This is a genomic window from Mesorhizobium sp. CA15 (assembly GCF_020165215.1).
GTDB lineage: Bacteria > Pseudomonadota > Alphaproteobacteria > Rhizobiales > Rhizobiaceae > Mesorhizobium.
Map to the genome: position 1 here is coordinate 65237 of NZ_JAIUHQ010000005.1, position 16544 is coordinate 81780.

Sequence of the window (16544 nt, forward strand, 5' to 3'; positions counted from 1 at the left end):
TGCGAGCCGACGATCAAAGAGATCAGCAGTTGACGGGCGTTGCGGTCAGCGGCGGAATATCCTGCGCCTGCAACCCCGCTAGCGTGAAATCGCACATGCGCTTCACATAGGCCTGGGCGTCGCCGAATGGATACAAGGGAAAGGTAATCAACAGCGAAATCGTGCCGTGGCCCACGGTCCACAGCATGGTGGCGATGGCGCGCGGGTCGCCCTTGAGCCTGCCGGCGGCAACGCAGGCCTCGACGCGTTTGATCAGCACCTTCATGGCCGGATTGCCCTCTTCCGTTTCCGCGTAGCTGCGTCCTTCGGGCAGCTTGGTCTTCTCGGTCATGAAGACGGTGCGATATTCGTTGGGGTTGCCGAGCCCGAAGGCGGCATATTCGGTCATCACCGCCTTGAGCGCCTCGATCGGATCGTCGGCGGGATGCTCCTCGATGCGCCGCGCGAGCGTTTCGAAGGCGTCTTCGGCAAGCGCGAACAGGATGTCCTGCTTGTCGGCGAAATAGGAATAAACCGACATCGGCGCATACCCGACCCGCTTGGCCAGCTTGCGGATCGTCAGGCCCTCATAGCCCTCTTCCTGGACCAGCTCGTGGGCCGCCGCGACGAGTTCGGAGCGAAGCTCCGCCTTCTGTTTTTCGCGGCGTTTCTGAACGCTCAGCGCCAATATACGCCTGCCTTTGTGATTGGTTGCCTGACGAAATTATATACGCTGTACGGAAACGGACAAGAGCGCCTCCGGTTCCCTTGCGTGCACTCTCCGTCTTAACGCAATTGCGGACGGAAAACCGCTAAGGCACCTTTTCTTGAAATTGCTCAGATGGCGCCAATGCCGCCGTCGAGCGCCAGAGCGTGGCCGGTCATGAAGGAATTGGCCGGGTCGGCGAGGAACAGGATGCCGGTGGTGATCTCGTCGACCTCGCCGACACGCTTCATCGGCACGCCGCGCGTGAGCTCGGCCATCGCTTCGGCCTCGGGCGCTCCGGTGAAACGCACGAAGCCGTCGACCATCGCGGTGCGGGTGTGCGCCGGGCAGACCGCGTTGATGCGTATGCCCTTGCTGGCGTATTCCACGGCAGCCGAGCGCGTCAGCCCGACGACGCCGTGCTTGGCAGCGGCATAGACCGAAAGCTTCGGCGCGCCTGAGAGGCCGGCGACCGAGGCGATGTTGACGATGACGCCGCCCTTGCCGCTTTCCCTGAATTGCCGTTCCAACTGAGGAATCTGGTGTTTCATGGCATAGAAGACGCCGAGCAGGTCGACCTCCACCACGCGGCGCGCTTCCTCCGAGGTGACCTGCGGCAGGCGTGCGAAGGAGTGGACAATGCCGGCATTGTTGACGGCGATGTCGAGCCGGCCGAACTTTTGCACGGCCAGCTTCACCAGATCCTCCGAGAGCTTTTCGTCGGCGATGTTGCCGGCAAGGTGAGCCGTCTCGGCGTCGAGCGTTGCGGCGAAATCGCCAAGCGCAGACTCGTCGAGGTCGGACAGAACGAGCCGTGCCCCTTCCGCGGCGAAGGCCTTTGCCGCGCCGCTGCCGAGACCGCCGGTCGCGCCGGTGATCAGCACCGTCATCCCATCGAAACGGCCCATTGCCCGGCTTCTCCGCGTTCAGCTGTTCTCGTCAACCAGTTCCACCGCGAGCGCGGCGAGCAATTTTACCGCCTGGCCGTAGGTCCTTGCCTTTTCCGGATTGGAGGCGTTGCCGTCCAGCGCGCGGCGGTAGACGCCCTGGCAGATCGCCGCCAGCCGGAAGAAGGAGAAGGCGAGGAAGAAGGTCCAGTTGTCTATCTTCTCGATGCCGCGCCGTCTGCAGTAGGCCTCGACATAGGCTTCCTCGGAAGGCAGGCCGGCAGCGGCGCGGTCGATGCCACCGAGGCCGCGAAAGCCCGAGGCATGCGGCAGACGCCATTGCATGCATTGATAGGCAAGGTCGGCGAAGGGATGCCCGAGCGTCGACAGCTCCCAGTCGAGCAGCGCGATGATCTTCGGCGCGCCCGGCACGAACATCATGTTGTCCAGCCGGTAATCGCCATGGACAAGCGAGACGCGGCCGTCATCGGCAGGCATATGCGTTTCGAGCCAGGCAATCAGCCTGTCCATGTCTGTTATGGTTTCGGTTTCCGAGGCCTTGTACTGGCTGGTCCAGCGCGCGAGCTGGCGCTCGAAATAGCTGCCGGGCCGGCCGAAATCGCCAAGACCGACGGCGTCCACATCGATATCGTGCAAGGCGGCGAGCGTCGCATTCATGGCATCGTAAATCGCGGCGCGCTCGTCATTGCCGGATGCGTCCGGCAGCGATGGATTCCAGAAGATGCGGCCGTCGAGGAACTCCATGACGTAGAACATGCGGCCGATCGGGGAGTCCTCGCCGGAAAGATGCAGCATGCGCGGCACCGGCACCGCCGTGCCGGCAAGCGCCTGCATCACCCGGAATTCCCGGTCGACCTGATGCGCGGATTTCAGCAACTGTCCCGGGGGCTTGGCGCGCAACACATAGCGGCCGCTGGCGGCGGTCAAAAGATAGGTCGGATTGGACTGCCCTGACTTGAATTTTTCAATCGCCGACAGGCCGGCAAAACTCGGGATATGCGCCTCGAGGTAGGGCGCAAGGGCCGCCTGGTCTATGGCACCGGCCTCGCCGCTCATGCGTTCTCGGGTTGGCGCTCAATCAGCGTCAAGGTCAGCCAGCGCGCCGTCAGCGCCGGCTTCTTCGAGCCTTCGATCTCGATGGTCACGTCATGTGCGGTCTGCACCCAGCCGGACGGCCTGACCTTGACGTCCGCCAGCACGAAGCGGGTGCGGATGCGCGAACCCGTCTTCACCGGCGCCAGGAAACGCAGCGTGTCGAAGCCGTGGTTGACGCCCATCTTGCTGTTTTCCAGCGGCGGCATGGTCTCGAAGGTCATTGCCGACAAAAGCGACAGCGACAGGAAGCCATGCGCGATGGTGCCGCCAAACGGCGTCTCGCGCGCGGCGCGCTCAGGATCGCAATGGATGAACTGATGGTCGTCGGTCGCATCGGCGAACTGGTCGATCATGCGCTGCGTCACCGTTCGCCAGGGCGAGACGCCGACCTCCTTGCCGACGCTTGCCAGAAGCGTATCGAGACTGATCGGTTCCACACTGATGTCCTCCGCAACCCGCCCGGACCGCGATTCCTCGAACCGGGCACCTTATTCCTTGAACAAAGTCATGCCATGCTGCACCGACTGGCCGCCGTCGATAGGCAGGATGGCGCCGGTGACATAGCTTCCGGCTCGGCTGCACAAATAAAGCGTTGCGCCGGCAATGTCATCCGCCACGCCGATGCGGCCGAGCGGAACATGGTTACCGACATGTTTCGCCTGCTCCTCGGTCGCGGTGGCAAAGGCCGTCATGCGGCTCTGGAAAGGACCGGGCGCAAAGGCGTTGACGGTGATGCGGCGGGCGGCGAACTCGATCGCCAGCGTGCGCGTCAAATGATGCACCGCCGCTTTCGAGGCGGCGTAGGAATAGGCGTCGTCGGCCAGCGGCTGGGTGCCCATCACCGAGCCGAGATTGATGACGCGGGCAGGATCCTCGTCGCTCGCGGCGGCATCGAGAAGCGGCAAGAGCTCCCGCGTCAAATGGAAGACGGCGGTGACGTTGACGCCGAACACCTTGGCCCAGGCATGGTAGGGGAAATCCTGCAGCGGCGCGCCCCAGGAAATGCCGGCATTGTTGACAAGGATGTGCAGGCGTTCCGTGCGCGCCTTGACCTCGGCGACTAAAGCGGCGATGCCCGCTTCGCTGGACACGTCGCCGGCAAAGCCCTCGGCGTGGCCCGAGCCGCCGAGCGCATTCAATTCGTTGGCGACTTTCGCGCAATCCTCGCCCTTGCGCGAGGCGATCATCACCTGCGCGCCGGCGCGTACCAGCCCGGTCGCCACCATGCGGCCGATGCCGGTCGCCGCACCCGTCACCAGCGCGGTCTTGCCGGCGACCGAGAACAGCTTGTCCACATAGCTCATCGTGTTTCTCCGCATCCGGCCGGCCGGGACTCGCCCAAGGACTCGCGTTGACAAGGCTAGCCGAAGTACGGTCATCCTTGCCACGGGTAAAGGTTTATCTTCAGAAAGGCCGGAAGCGATGGCGGACATGAATCTCGGCATGACCGAGCGGCTGAAGCCGCTCCATCAGCGCGTGGCGGCGATGGTGCGCGACGAGATCGCGCCGCTCGGCGAAGAGTTCCTCGCCGAAGTCGGCAGGAATGGCGACCGCTGGGCCTATACCGCTAGGCAGACGGAAATCCTGGACGGCTTGAAGAAGACGGCGCGCGAGCGCGGCCTGTGGAACTTTTGGCTCACCGATTCCAAGCGCGGCTACGGCCTTTCCACCGTCGAATACGCCTATCTGGCGGAGGAGATGGGCAAGGCGCATCTCGGCGCCGAGACCTTCAACTGCTCGGCGCCTGACACCGGCAACATGGAGGTGCTGGAGCGATACGGCTCGGAAGCGCACAAGCGCGACTGGCTGGAGCCGCTGCTCGAAGGGAAAATACGCTCGGCCTATCTGATGACCGAGCCGGACGTCGCTTCCTCGGACGCCACCAACATTTCGATGCGCTGCGAGCGGCAAGGCGAGGACTATGTGCTGAACGGCGAAAAATGGTGGGCTTCCGGAGCGGGAGATCCGCGCTGCGCCATCTATATCGTCATGGTCAGGACGGGATCGGACGAGGAGCCGCAGCATCGCCGGCATTCGATGATCCTGGTGCCCTCCGACAGCAAGGGCATCGCCAAGCTGCGGCCCATGCAGGTCTATGGCGACGACGACGCGCCGCACGGCCATATGCATCTGAGATTCGACAATGTACGGGTGGCGGCGACGAACCTGATCCTCGGCGAGGGCAGAGGGTTCGAGATCGCGCAGGGGCGGCTGGGGCCTGGCCGCATCCATCACTGCATGCGCGCGATCGGCCAGGCCGAGATGGCGCTGGAGATGCTGTGCCAACGCTCGGTGCGGCGCGAGGCCTTCGGCCAGCCGCTGGCAAAGCTCGGCGCCAATTTCGACATCATCGCCGAATGCCGGATGGAGATCGAGATGGCGAGGCTCTTATGCCTCAAGGCTGCCTGGATGATCGATCAGGGGGACGCTCGCGCGGCCGCGCCCTGGATCAGCCAGATCAAGGTGGTGGCGCCGCGCGTCGCGCTGAAGGTCACGGACGAGGCAGTCCAGATGTTCGGTGCGCAAGGCATCAGCCAGGACACGCCGCTCGCCCGCTCGTGGACGCATTTGAGGACATTGCGGCTGGCCGACGGGCCGGACGCGGTGCACCGGCGGCAGGTGGCGCGCACGGAACTGAAGAAATACACGCAGGAAAAGGTCTGACGGCCATGACGCTTCCTTCGCAAATGCAGGGTCTGCTGCTTGTCGGCGACGGTTACACCAGGACGCCCTCGGCGGCCGCGCTGGAGGCGATGGAGCCTTACCTCCAGCCCGGCAGCATCGCGGTGCCGGCGCCCGGTCCCTCGCAGGCGCTGATCAAGGTCAGCCTCGCCTCGGTCAACCCGTCCGACATCGCCTTCATCAAGGGCCAGTACGGCCAGCCGCGGGTAAAGGGCCGGCCGGCGGGCTTCGAAGGCGTCGGCATCGTCGTCGCCACGGGCGACGATCCCTATGCAAGGAGCCTTGCAGGGAAACGCGTGGCCTTCGCCACCGGCGTGTCGAACTGGGGCGCTTGGGCGGATTATGCGGTTGCCGAGGCCGCGTCTTGCATTCCGCTTCTCGACACCGTGCGCGACGAGGACGGCGCCGCGATGATCGTCAATCCGCTGACGGCCTTGGCCATGTTCGACATCGTCAGAGAGGAGGGCGAAAAATCCTTCATCATGACCGCGGGCGCCAGCCAGCTCAGCAAGCTGATCATCGGCCTAGCGAAGGAGGAAGGTTTCCGCCCGATCGTCACCGTGCGTCGCGACGAGCAGATTCCGCCGCTGAAGGAGCTCGGCGCCGCCCATGTGCTCAACGAGAAAGCGGCGGATTTCGAGGCGGTCTTGCGCGAGGCGATGAAGGCCGAGCAGCCGCGCATCTTCCTCGACGCGGTCACCGGCCCGCTGGCTTCGACCATCTTCAATGCCATGCCGAAACGCGCGCGCTGGATCGTCTATGGAAGGCTCGACGCCGAGCCGACGGTGATCCGCGAGCCCGGCCAACTGATCTTCCAGCACAAGCGCGTCGAAGGGTTCTGGCTGGCCGAATGGATGCGCCAGTTCCGCGACAGGCTGGGCCCGGCGGTGCTGGAAGCGCAGAAGCGCTTTTCCGATGGACGCTGGTCGACCGACGTCACCGCGGTCGTGCCGCTCGACGAAGCGATGGCAAGGCTGCCGGCCGAGCTCGCCAAGCCAAACGGAAAGGTGTTCATCAGGCCGTGAGGCAATCCGAGCGCCCGATCGCAGCTGTTCAGACCAGACCAAAGCCTTGAACACAAAGCTGTGATCGGCCCGACAGCGGCGGAAAAAAGCCGCTGTTGCGCCGTCATTGCCTCGCGCCGGTAACAGCCACGTTCGGATGTTTTATTCCATTCGATGTGATATCTCGCCGGCGGTTAAAAACCAGGCGGCGATGGGAAAGCCGTCCTGGTCGGAATGCGGGGTGCGCTATGATGGTAACCAAGCCGGTTTTCGACCGTTTGGGGCTTTGGCTTTGGGCCGGGTCGTTTCTGCTTGTGCTTGGTCTGGCGCTATGGTCGCCCGATGCGCGTTCGGTGGTCCATATCTACAGGCATGGCAGTGAAGCTTTTCTGAATCGCCAACCGCTGTATCAGGTCGAAGTTGCCATGGGGTATCTATACGCTCCCGCCTTCGCCGTCCTGTATGTTCCCCTGCTGAAGCTCGGGCCCTATCTAGGCAATATTTTGTGGCACATGCTGGGCTTCAGCGTCCTGACCTTTGCCGCAATGCGTCAGGTGCGCAAGCTTGGCGGCCAGGAGCAGACCTGGCTGCTGTCCTTGGGTCTTTTTCTTGCCTTGCCGGTGGCGCTTGCAGCGCTTCGCAATGGCCAGGCGACGATCCTGCTCACAGGGGCGTGCTGGTTCCTTACACTGTCGACACTCGAGGGGCGCCGGTCCGAAAGCTTCTTCTGGGCCATGCTTGCGATCATCGCCAAGCCGACCGCGATCATCATGCTGCTTCTGGCGGGGGCGCTGCGTCCCCGGCTGATACCGGTGCTGGTGCTGGCGGTGCTCGTCGTGCTCGCGATACCCTATGGCTTTGCGTCGAGCGACTACGTCAACGCGCAGTATCATGATTTCTTCCGGCTTCTTACTTCGATGACGGTGGACCCGACCGGCCCCTTCGTTCCGGCCGACTTCACGGCGCCTTTCATGCGATTTGGCACCCCGATTTCCGAGTTTGACGCGACGATCGTGCGCGTCGTTGCGGGTTTGCTCACGCTTTGGCTGGTGATCCAGCTCGATCGCAGGCTGGACGCCAACATCAGCGGACTCGCCGTCTTCCTCGCCGCGGCATTCTACATGTGCGTCTTCAATCCGCGGGTCGAGCAGAACACTTACGCCATGGTGGCGGTGCCTGCCGGTCTCTCCATCGCCTTGCTTTGGCGGGAGAAGGGAGCCGGGGCCATATGCTGGTTCTTGGCGGCGTTCCTCTTCGTCACCGGACTGACCAGTGCCGACCTGCAACTGCACGATCTTTTCCACCCGTGGTTCCGGCCGATCAGCATCACCATAATTGGCTGCGTGCTCGTCGGCTGGTTCTGGACGCAAGACAGACAGAAGGCGCCTGCCGCCGGGGCCGTCGCGCATGGCTGAGATGCTCGACATCATCGCGCCGTTCTTCGACGAGGCCGAATCCGCCATCGCGTTTGTCGGGCTGCTCGACAAGCTGGAAGTGGCCGTGGCGGAGCGCTTCGGCATGACAGTCCGCAAGATACTCGTCGACGACGGCAGCCGCGACGGCAGCGCCGAGACGTTCGCGGCCACGCTCTCCGGCTCCTGGGAGATCGTGCGGCTCAGCCGTAATTTCGGCAAGGAAGCGGCGGTGCTCGCCGGGCTCGATCATTCCCGTGGCGACATGGTCCTGATCATGGACTCGGACCTCCAGCATTCCATGGATATCAGCCTGAGGATGATCGGCGAGCTGGTCGAGCATCCGCAGATCGATGTCGTCTACGCGCAGAACGACCGGCGCGAGGGGAGCTGGCGGCGCAGCCAGCTGGCGCGGCTCTTCTACAGGCTGATCAACAGCAGCCAGCGCTTCGATATTCCCGAGAATGCTGGAGATTTCCGTGTCATGCGCGGCGCGGTGGCGCGTGCCTTGACCAGCGTGCGCGACAAGCGCCGCTTCAACAAGGGTCTGTTCGCCTGGGCCGGCTTCCGCCAGAAGGCTGTGCTTTATTCGCCGGAAAACCGTGGTGGCGGCACGTCGAAATGGACAAGGTTCAACCTGATCGCGTTCTCGCTTGAAGGGTTCACCTCGTTTTCCGTGATCCCGCTGCGCGTCATCAGCCTCATCGGATTGCTCGCGGCATTCGCGGGTCTGGCCTATGGCGTGAAGGTGCTCTTCGAGGTGCTGTTCTATGGCATCGCCGTGCCTGGCTACCCCAGCATCATGGTCGCCGTCGTGCTTTTTGGAGGCCTCAACCTGGCGCTGCTCGGCCTGATTGGCGAGTATGTCTGGGTCACGCTCAGCGAAAGCAAGGACCGGCCCGTCTATATCGTGCGTGACGTGCTGCATGGCAATGCCGCCGAGCAGGTTGCCCCCGGCAAATGACCCGGCCGATCCGCCTGATCGCCGACGATTACGGGCTTGCGCCGGGGGTATCGAGCGCGATCCTCGACCTCATCGAGCGCGGCCGCCTGACCGGGACCAGTTGCATGACCGGGTTTGCCGAATGGGAAGAGGCGGCGGCGCGCATCAGGCCGTTGCGTCAACGGGCCGCCATCGGGCTGCACCTGACCCTCACCGATCAGACCGCCGCAACCGGCTCGTCCAGTTTGGCGCCAAATGGCAAATTGCCTGGGCTTGCCTCTCTTGCGCTGCCGGTCCGTCGAGGGCGCATCGACGAGCGGGACATTCATGCCGAGCTCGACGCCCAGTACGACCTCTTCACCGACGCGCTGGCCGGCCCGCCCGATCACATCGACGGGCACCAGCACGTGCATTTTCTTCCCGTGGTACGGAATTGGTTGCTCGCCCGGTTTGGAGGCAGCGCACACAAGCCGGCGCTGCGCGGCGCGCCGAGCCTTGGCGGCCTGGACGCGGCGGCCAAGATCGCGGCGATCGCCACGCTGGCCGCGGGTTTCAACAGGTCGATGCAGCGGGCCGGCTTTAACGTGATGACGCCGCTCTGCGGCATCTATGACTGGCGGCAGCCGCAAAAATTCGGTCCGACGCTGCGCGCGGCGGTCGACACCTTGCCCGAACAAGGGGTGTTCATGTGTCATCCGGGTCAGGTCGATGACATTTTACGGGCGCGAGACCCGATGCAGGGCGCGCGTGAGGTCGAGTTCACGATTCTCACTTCTGAGGATCTCGGCGCCAGCCTCGAACGGGCCGGAGTGCGCGTCATGGACGGCAAAGCATGAGCGCCGGTCAGCCGCGGCGTTCGACCGGCAACAAGGTCGTCCGCTTCGCCCTGGTCGGACTGATCAACACCGGGATCGATCTCACCGCATTCTTCCTGCTACTCAAGCTCGTGGTGCCGGCTCTGGCCGCCAATGTCGGTGCCTGGTTCGTCGCGGTGCTCTTCTCCTTCGTAGCGAACCGCTTCTGGTCGTTCGAGCGGGACCCGGATATCCGGCTGCATCGGTCCTTCCTGCGTTTCGTCTCGCTCGGGGCGCTGATTTCGCTCGGTGTTTCGAGCCTGTCGATCGCTGTACTGGCGGGGGTTGTCGGCGTCTGGCCGGCCAAGATCCTCGGCGTCGTGGTGGCCGCCGTGCTGAACTTTTTGGCGGCGCGCTGGTCGATCGAGGGCAGGATCGTAAAGTAGCTGCTCGGCCGGCTCCGCGTCGATATAGGCGGCGTGGGGACGGATTCAGATTTCAGGTCTGTCCGACCTGAAATCATCCGGCTCTATCGCAAGCTCTCCAGGTCTCGCATGCGCTTGGCGCCGGCGGCTTCCAATTGCCTCGTCACGGCGGCGATCAGCGTTTCTGCGACGACGAAGAGCGCGGCGGACGAATCCCAGGCCGAGGGCACGGCGGTGCGTCCGGCGATCACGTGTCGGGCGAAGCGGGCGATCGGCGAAAGCCATTGGTCGGTGAAGAGAATGATCTGCACGCCGCGGTGGTGAGCTTTCTCGGCGAAGCGCACGAGACTTTCCTGGTAGCGGCGGATGTCAAAGATCACCAGGACGTCGCGCTTGCCCATGTCGATCAGCCGGTCGCGCCAGATGCTCTCCTGGCCGGCGAGGTGATAGACATCCGGCTGGATGATGGCCAGGTGAGCGGCCATGTAGCGCGCCAGCGGATCGGTGAAACGGCCGCCGATGAGGAAGGTCTTGCCGCGCCGCTCGGCAAGTCTCGTGGCGATGTCCGCCAGCTGTCTGTCGGTGAGGTGCCGGAAGGTCTCGCGCATGTTGTCGAGCGTTGCCTCGAGCATCGGCGAGATGGCGCCGCCGGCCGAGCTTGGATTGAGCGTGCGCGAAGCGGGCGACTGCAATTGCGCCGCCAACTCATCCTGCAGCGCCGACTGGAATTCGGGGTAGTTCTGGAAGCCGAGCCTGGCCACGAAGCGCAGGATCGTCGGCGAGGACACGCCGGCCGCGGCCGAGAATTCGGCGACTGTCTTCAGCCCGGTCAAGGGATAGTTGGCAATCAGCGTCTGGGCGGCGCGGCGCTCGCCGGCCGGCATCGTCCCGATGCGGTCCGAGATCAGTTCGGCAATGCTGGAAATCATGGTTTTCCCCCGCCCGTTGGCCGCCCGCCGCCGTTTTCCCGAATTCGCGTTTGACAAAGCCGGTCAAACTGTATGAAATCATTCATAGGGACGCAATGAGACAAAATACGTAACATTCGATACAGCGCCCCCAGGGGACGGCAGTATGGAGAGAGGACGGCCCGCCAGCCTTGCACCGTCTGAAACCGTGAGGGTGACGAACCCCGGCGGCTCAAGCCCCTTTGTCTTCACCTGCGACCACGCTTCCAACGTCCTTCCCGCCGAATTCGGGACGCTCGGCCTGCCGGTCGAGGATCTTTCGCGCCACATCGCCTGGGATCCGGGCGCGCTTCCCGTCGCCCGCCGCATGGCCGAGACGCTCGATGCCACCTTGATCGAGACCCGCGTGTCGCGGCTCGTCATCGATTGCAACCGGCCGCTCGACGCGCCGGATCTCGTGCCGCCGATTAGCGAGACGACGGCCATCCCGGGCAACACAGATCTATCCGACAAGCAGCGCGCCGCGCGCGTCGACCTTGCCTGGCGCCCGTTCCACGACACAATCGCCCAGATCATCGACGAGCGGCTGGCGCGCGGCCAGGAGACGCGGCTGGTGTCGGTGCACTCCTTCACGCCGGTCTACAAGGGCAAGAGCCGGCCGTGGCATATCGGCATCATCCATGACGAGGATCGCCGGTTGGCGGCGCCGCTGATATCGGCGCTGCAGCGGCTCTCCGGCGTCACCGTCGGCGTCAACGAACCCTATTCGCCGGCCGACCGCGTCTATTTCACGCTGGAACGGCACGCGCGTTCGCGCGGCCTTGCCTGCGCGATGATCGAAATCCGCAACGACGAAATCTCCGGCGAGACCGGGCAGCGGAAATGGGCGGATCTGCTCACCGGCATATTCTCGAATCTGGAGCCTGACGAGGCCAGGGGCTCCCGACAACGCGCAATGGGAAAGTCAGTAGGAACGGCCAGCCAAGAACGATAGGGGAACTCCAACATGACAACAGACCACGCAGAGAAATCGGAGGATGTAAAAATCCTTCACAGCATGGGCTATGCCCAGGAATTGGCTCGCCGCATGAGCGGCTTCTCCAACTTCGCCATTTCCTTCTCGATCATTTGCATCCTGGCGGGCGGCATCACGTCGTTCCCGCTGGCCATGGGCACCGGCAGCGGTTTCGAAGCGACCATCGGCTGGGTTATAGGCGGTCTGTTCGCTCTTGTGGTCGCGGCTTCGCTCGGCCAGATCGGTTCGGCCTATCCGACCGCCGGCGGGCTTTACCATTGGTCGTCGATCTTGGGCGGGCGCGGCTGGGGCTGGGCGACGGCCTGGATCAATCTGCTCGGCCTGATCTTCGTCGTCGCTTCGGTCAATGTCGGCGTCTACCTGTTGTTTTCCGGGCTCGTCGCGGGACCGATCCTTGGCCTGGACACATCGACCTGGGGTTTCTGGCAACAGACGACGGCGGTTGTCATCATCACCGTCACCCAAGGCCTGTTCAACCACCTCGGCATCAAGACGACGACGATGTTGACCGACTTTTCAGGTTACCTCATCCTCGTCGTTGCGGTCGTGCTGACGCTGACCTTCCTGATCTGGGGCGCGCATGGCTTCGAGCTGTCGCGGTTCACGACCTTCGTCAACACGACCGGCGATCCCGGCGGCGGCTATGTTCCGACAGCCCGCACGGCGTTCGTGGCCTTCCTGATCGGCCTGCTTTACCCGCTTTACACGATCACCGGCTTTGACGCCTCCGCGCACACTGCCGAGGAGACGCACAATGCCCGCGTCGCAGTGCCCAGGGGCATGATCCACGCGGTTCTGTGGTCTCTCGTCTTCGGTTTCGTCATGGCGGTCTCCTTCGTCGTCGCGAGTCCCGATCTCGTGGCGACAGCCAAGGACGGCGGCAATGCCTGGTTCAACCTCTTCAACAACCTGCCCGCGCCGACCTGGCTGAAGGATCTGCTCGGCATCTGCATCGTGGTGTCGAATTATCTGTGCGCGCTGGCCGGACTCACGTCGACCTCGCGTATGATCTTCGCCTTCTCGCGTGACGGAGGTCTGCCGGGGTCGTCTTTGTGGAAGCAGGTTTCGCCGACGTGGCGCACGCCCGTTCCGGCCATCTGGCTCGGCGTCGTGCTGTCGATCGCGGCCACGCTCTATTCGCCAGCCTTCGCGGCGTTGGCAGCAGGCTGCGCTCTCTTCCTCTACGTCTCCTATGCCATGCCGGTGGCGGCAGGCTTGCTCGCGGAAGGCAAGACCTGGACGGAGTTCGGCCCGTTCCGTCTCGGCGTCTGGTCAAAGCCTTTCGCCATCGTCACCGTGCTCGGCGTTCTGGTGCTGATGTATGCCGGCATCCAGCCGCCCTTCGACATCCTGATCAACTATGCCATCGGTTTGATCATTCTGCTGGTAGTTCTGTGGTTCGGTATCGAATCGCGGCGCTTCAAGGGGCCGCCGATCGGTGCCGACATTGCTCGTCGCGCGGCGGAGATCGCGGCCGCAGAAAAAGCAGTCGGCCAGACAGCGGGCTAACGGCAAACACAATATCGCCCGGTCGGCTCAGGTCGATCGGGCATCAAGGCGCAGGACCGGCCAGCCAAGAACCATAGGGGAATTCCAAATGACGACACCGGGTTATACAGACGTCGACAAGGCGGAGGACGTGAAAGCCCTCCACAGCATGGGCTATGCCCAGGAACTGGAGCGGCGGCTCAGCCGCTTCTCGAATTTCGCGGTTTCCTTCTCGATTATCTGCATCCTGTCCGGCGGCATCAATTCGCTGGCCCAGGCAACATCGGGCGCTGGCGGCATCGGCATCGGCATCGGCTGGCTGGTCGGCTGTTTCGTGTCGCTCACCTTCGCGGTTGCCATGTCGCAGATCAGCTCGGCCTATCCGACGGCCGGCGGCCTCTATCACTGGGGCTCGATCCTCGGCAATCGCGGCACCGGCTGGGTGACGGCATGGCTCAACCTGCTTGGCCTGATCACCGTGCTGGGCGCCATTAATGTCGGCACCTGGACCTTCTTCGTCGGCGCCTTCGGACCGGCTCTCGGCATCGAGGGCACGCTGACCAACCAGATGATCTTCCTGGTCGTCATCACCGGCGCCCAGGCGCTGATCAACCATCTCGGCATCAAGCTGACAGCGAAACTGACCGATTTCTCGGGCTATCTCATCTTCTTCGGCTCGATCCTGATCGCAGTGGTCTGCCTGCTTTCGGCCGAGACCTGGGATTTCAGCCGCCTCTTCACCTTCCATAACTACTCCGGCGACGCCGGCGGCGGTGTGTGGCCATCGGTTTCGAACGCCTGGGTGTTCGCGCTCGGCCTCCTGCTGCCGATCTACACGATCACCGGCTATGACGCCTCGGCGCATACGTCGGAAGAGACCATCAAGGCGGCTTCTTCGGTGCCGCGCGCGATGGTGATGTCGGTCGTCTGGTCGGCGCTGTTCGGCTACTTGTTCCTGGCCGCCTTCGTGCTGATGATCCCGAACATGGACGACGCCGCCAAGCAGGGCTGGAACGTGTTCTTCTGGGCTTTCGACCAGCGCGTCAGCCCCGGCCTCAAGGAGTTCGTCTACCTCGTGGTGTTCATCGCGCAACTGCTGTGCGGTCTTGCCACCGTCACCTCGGCCTCGCGCATGATCTTCGCCTTCTCGCGTGACGGCGGCCTGCCGGGCTCGGCAGCGCTTGCCAAGGTCAGCCCGACCTACCGCACGCCGGTGGCGGCGATCTGGACGGCCTCGATCCTGTCGGTGCTGTTCGTGTGGGGTTCGACCCTGGTTTCGGTCGCCGGCACCTCGGCGTATACGATCGTTGTGTCCTGCACGGTCATCTTCCTGTTTCTGTCCTTCATTGTGCCTATCGTGCTCGGCATGATGGCCTGGGGAACGCCGAAGTGGGACAAGATGGGCCCGTGGAACATGGGGCGCGCCGTGTTCATGCTGTTCGGCGTTCTCTCGATCGTGTCGATGATCCTGATCTTCGTCATCGGCATCCAGCCGCCGAACGACTGGGCGCTCTACATAACCGTCAGCTTCTTCGTCCTGACGGCGATCGTCTGGTTCGCCTTCGAGCGCAACCGCTTCCAAGGCCCGCCGCTTGGCGACATTATCGCGGCGCGCCAGGCAGCGATCAAGGCGGCCGAACAGGCGGTTGGCGAGACCGGCCACTGATACTTCGCTTCATGGCCATGGCCGGCGCAACGCCGGCCATGGTTTTGTTTCTCCCTTTTCAATCGACAAGCGCTGGAGTGCCAAAGGAATGGCCGGGAATTTCTCGTTCGATCAGTTGAAGAAAGCGGTCTCTAACGGCGAGATCGACACGGTGCTGGCCTGCATCGTCGACATGCAGGGTCGGCTCTCGGGAAAACGCTTCTTGGCTCAGTATTTCGTCGATTCCGCGCATGGCGAGACGCATGGCTGCAACTATCTCTTGGCCTGCGACATCGATATGGAGCCGGTGCCGGGCTACAAGGCGGCGAGCTGGTCGAAGGGCTATGGCGACTTCGTCATGAAGCCGGACCTGTCGACGCTGCGGCGCATTCCCTGGCTGGAGAAGACGGCGCTGGTCATCTGCGACGTGCTCGACCATCACGACCATGAGGATTTGGCACACTCACCCCGCGCGATTCTGAAGAAGCAGGTCAAGCGCCTGCAGGAGCGCGGCTATATCGGCTATTTCGCCTCCGAGCTCGAATTCTATTTGTTCAGCGAAACCTACGATTCCGCGCGCAAGAAGCACTGGCAGGGGCTCGACAGCGCCTCGCCCTATATCGGCGACTACCAGATCGGCATCACCAGCAGGGAAGAGGGCGTCATGCGCCGGCTTCGCAACGAGATGGAAGCCGCTGGCATTCCGATCGAGAATTCCAAGGGCGAGTGGGGTCCCGGCCAGGAAGAGATCAATGTGCGCTATGCCGAAGCGCTCGAGATGGCCGACCGCCACGTCATCCTGAAGAACGGCGCCAAGGAGATCGCCGATTCCGAGGGCAAGGCGATCTCCTTCATGGCCAAGTACAATTACGGGCTGGCCGGCAATTCCAGCCATATCCACAATTCGCTGTGGAGCGCGGACGGCAAGACGCCGCTGTTCTTCGACAAGACGGCCGACTGGACGCTGTCGAGCCTCGGCCAGCAATGGGCGGCCGGCCAGCTCAAATACGCCAAGGAGTTCACCTGGTTCCTGGCGCCCTACATCAATTCCTATAAGCGCTTCCAGGCCGGCACCTTCGCGCCGACAAAGATCATGTGGAGCGAGGACAATCGCACCGCCGGCTTCCGGCTCTGCGGCGAAGGCACCAAGGGCATCCGTATGGAGTGCCGTATCGGCGGCGCCGATCTCAATCCTTATCTCGCCTTCGCGGCGCTGATAGCGTCGGGTCTCGCCGGCATCGATGAGAAGCTGGAGCTGCAGAAGCCGTTCGTCGGCGACGCCTATCAGGCCTCGCGTCTGCCCGAGATCCCGAAGACGCTGCGCGACGCCACCGAGACACTTTCGAAGTCGAAGATGCTGAAGCAGGCCTTCGGCGACGACGTGATCGAGCACTATGTGCACACCGCCCGCTGGGAACAGTTCGAATATGACCGCCGCATCACGGATTGGGAGCTGCACAGGGGCTTTGAGAGGTACTAGGGGGCTGGGTTAGCGTCGGCGCCGCCCTCACCCTTCCCC

General features: G+C 63.5%; 16 protein-coding genes. 10 read left to right on the forward strand and 6 right to left on the reverse strand.

Translation table 11 applies throughout. From position 1 onward, the window contains the following. Nucleotides 1-22 precede the first annotated feature (22 nt). The 5 genes from LB515_RS11355 to LB515_RS11375 all read right to left on the reverse strand — a co-directional run bounded on the left by LB515_RS11355 (nucleotide 23) and on the right by LB515_RS11375 (nucleotide 3992). Nucleotides 23-667 carry a TetR/AcrR family transcriptional regulator gene (locus tag LB515_RS11355; RefSeq protein WP_224707758.1) on the reverse strand — a complete coding sequence of 215 codons (645 nt, stop codon included), beginning with the start codon at nucleotides 665-667 and terminating at the stop codon, nucleotides 23-25. 149 nt (nucleotides 668-816) lie between these two features. Then, nucleotides 817-1593 carry an SDR family NAD(P)-dependent oxidoreductase gene (locus LB515_RS11360; RefSeq protein ID WP_224707759.1) on the reverse strand — a complete coding sequence of 259 codons (777 nt, stop codon included), beginning with the start codon at nucleotides 1591-1593 and terminating at the stop codon, nucleotides 817-819. An 18-nt stretch (nucleotides 1594-1611) separates the two neighbouring features. Next, nucleotides 1612-2649, reverse strand: a complete 1038-nt coding sequence (locus LB515_RS11365) for a phosphotransferase family protein (protein ID WP_224707760.1) — start codon at nucleotides 2647-2649, stop codon at nucleotides 1612-1614. Further along, nucleotides 2646-3125: a MaoC family dehydratase gene (locus LB515_RS11370; protein WP_095766281.1), complete on the reverse strand. Its 480-nt coding sequence runs from the start codon at nucleotides 3123-3125 to the stop codon at nucleotides 2646-2648. Before LB515_RS11370 ends, LB515_RS11365 begins: the two co-directional genes overlap by 4 nt. 51 nt (nucleotides 3126-3176) lie before the next feature. Continuing rightward, complete coding sequence (locus LB515_RS11375; RefSeq protein ID WP_224707761.1) at nucleotides 3177-3992, reverse strand: SDR family oxidoreductase; 816 nt, start codon at nucleotides 3990-3992, stop codon at nucleotides 3177-3179. Nucleotides 3993-4110: 118 nt separating this feature from the next. On the opposite strand from LB515_RS11375, the gene LB515_RS11380 reads away from it, so the two are divergent. From LB515_RS11380 to LB515_RS11405, 6 genes are all read left to right on the forward strand, one after another. Beyond that, a complete protein-coding gene (locus LB515_RS11380; protein WP_224603288.1) occupies nucleotides 4111-5352 on the forward strand; it encodes an acyl-CoA dehydrogenase family protein in 1242 nt (413 codons plus the stop codon). Between the two features lie 5 nt (nucleotides 5353-5357). Continuing rightward, nucleotides 5358-6395: a zinc-binding dehydrogenase gene (locus tag LB515_RS11385; RefSeq protein ID WP_224603290.1), complete on the forward strand. Its 1038-nt coding sequence runs from the start codon at nucleotides 5358-5360 to the stop codon at nucleotides 6393-6395. A gap of 227 nt (nucleotides 6396-6622) precedes the next feature. Continuing rightward, entirely contained in the window at nucleotides 6623-7789 is a 1167-nt protein-coding gene (locus LB515_RS11390) for a glycosyltransferase 87 family protein (protein WP_224707762.1), read from the forward strand. Beyond that, nucleotides 7782-8750 (forward strand): glycosyltransferase family 2 protein, encoded by a 969-nt coding sequence (locus LB515_RS11395; RefSeq protein ID WP_224524059.1) that lies wholly within the window; start codon nucleotides 7782-7784, stop codon nucleotides 8748-8750. Before LB515_RS11390 ends, LB515_RS11395 begins: the two co-directional genes overlap by 8 nt. Then, nucleotides 8747-9565 (forward strand): ChbG/HpnK family deacetylase, encoded by an 819-nt coding sequence (locus LB515_RS11400; RefSeq protein ID WP_224707763.1) that lies wholly within the window; start codon nucleotides 8747-8749, stop codon nucleotides 9563-9565. Before LB515_RS11395 ends, LB515_RS11400 begins: the two co-directional genes overlap by 4 nt. Then, nucleotides 9562-9969 (forward strand): GtrA family protein, encoded by a 408-nt coding sequence (locus LB515_RS11405; protein WP_224707764.1) that lies wholly within the window; start codon nucleotides 9562-9564, stop codon nucleotides 9967-9969. The genes LB515_RS11400 and LB515_RS11405 overlap by 4 nt, the downstream gene beginning before the upstream one ends. A gap of 83 nt (nucleotides 9970-10052) precedes the next feature. Here the strand turns inward: LB515_RS11405 and LB515_RS11410 are convergent, their stop codons facing one another. Beyond that, a complete protein-coding gene (locus tag LB515_RS11410) occupies nucleotides 10053-10877 on the reverse strand; it encodes a MurR/RpiR family transcriptional regulator (protein WP_224524066.1) in 825 nt (274 codons plus the stop codon). A gap of 145 nt (nucleotides 10878-11022) precedes the next feature. Here LB515_RS11410 and LB515_RS11415 point away from each other — a divergent pair, with 145 nt between their 5' ends. From LB515_RS11415 to LB515_RS11430, 4 genes are all read left to right on the forward strand, one after another. Further along, nucleotides 11023-11850 carry an N-formylglutamate amidohydrolase gene (locus tag LB515_RS11415; RefSeq protein ID WP_224707765.1) on the forward strand — a complete coding sequence of 276 codons (828 nt, stop codon included), beginning with the start codon at nucleotides 11023-11025 and terminating at the stop codon, nucleotides 11848-11850. A gap of 12 nt (nucleotides 11851-11862) precedes the next feature. Then, nucleotides 11863-13401 (forward strand): amino acid permease, encoded by a 1539-nt coding sequence (locus LB515_RS11420; RefSeq protein WP_224543424.1) that lies wholly within the window; start codon nucleotides 11863-11865, stop codon nucleotides 13399-13401. 88 nt (nucleotides 13402-13489) lie between these two features. Continuing rightward, complete coding sequence (locus LB515_RS11425; RefSeq protein WP_224707766.1) at nucleotides 13490-15046, forward strand: amino acid permease; 1557 nt, start codon at nucleotides 13490-13492, stop codon at nucleotides 15044-15046. Nucleotides 15047-15134: 88 nt separating this feature from the next. Continuing rightward, on the forward strand, nucleotides 15135-16505 hold the full coding sequence (locus tag LB515_RS11430) for a glutamine synthetase family protein (protein WP_095766696.1): 1371 nt from the start codon (nucleotides 15135-15137) through the stop codon (nucleotides 16503-16505). Nucleotides 16506-16544: the final 39 nt, after the last annotated feature.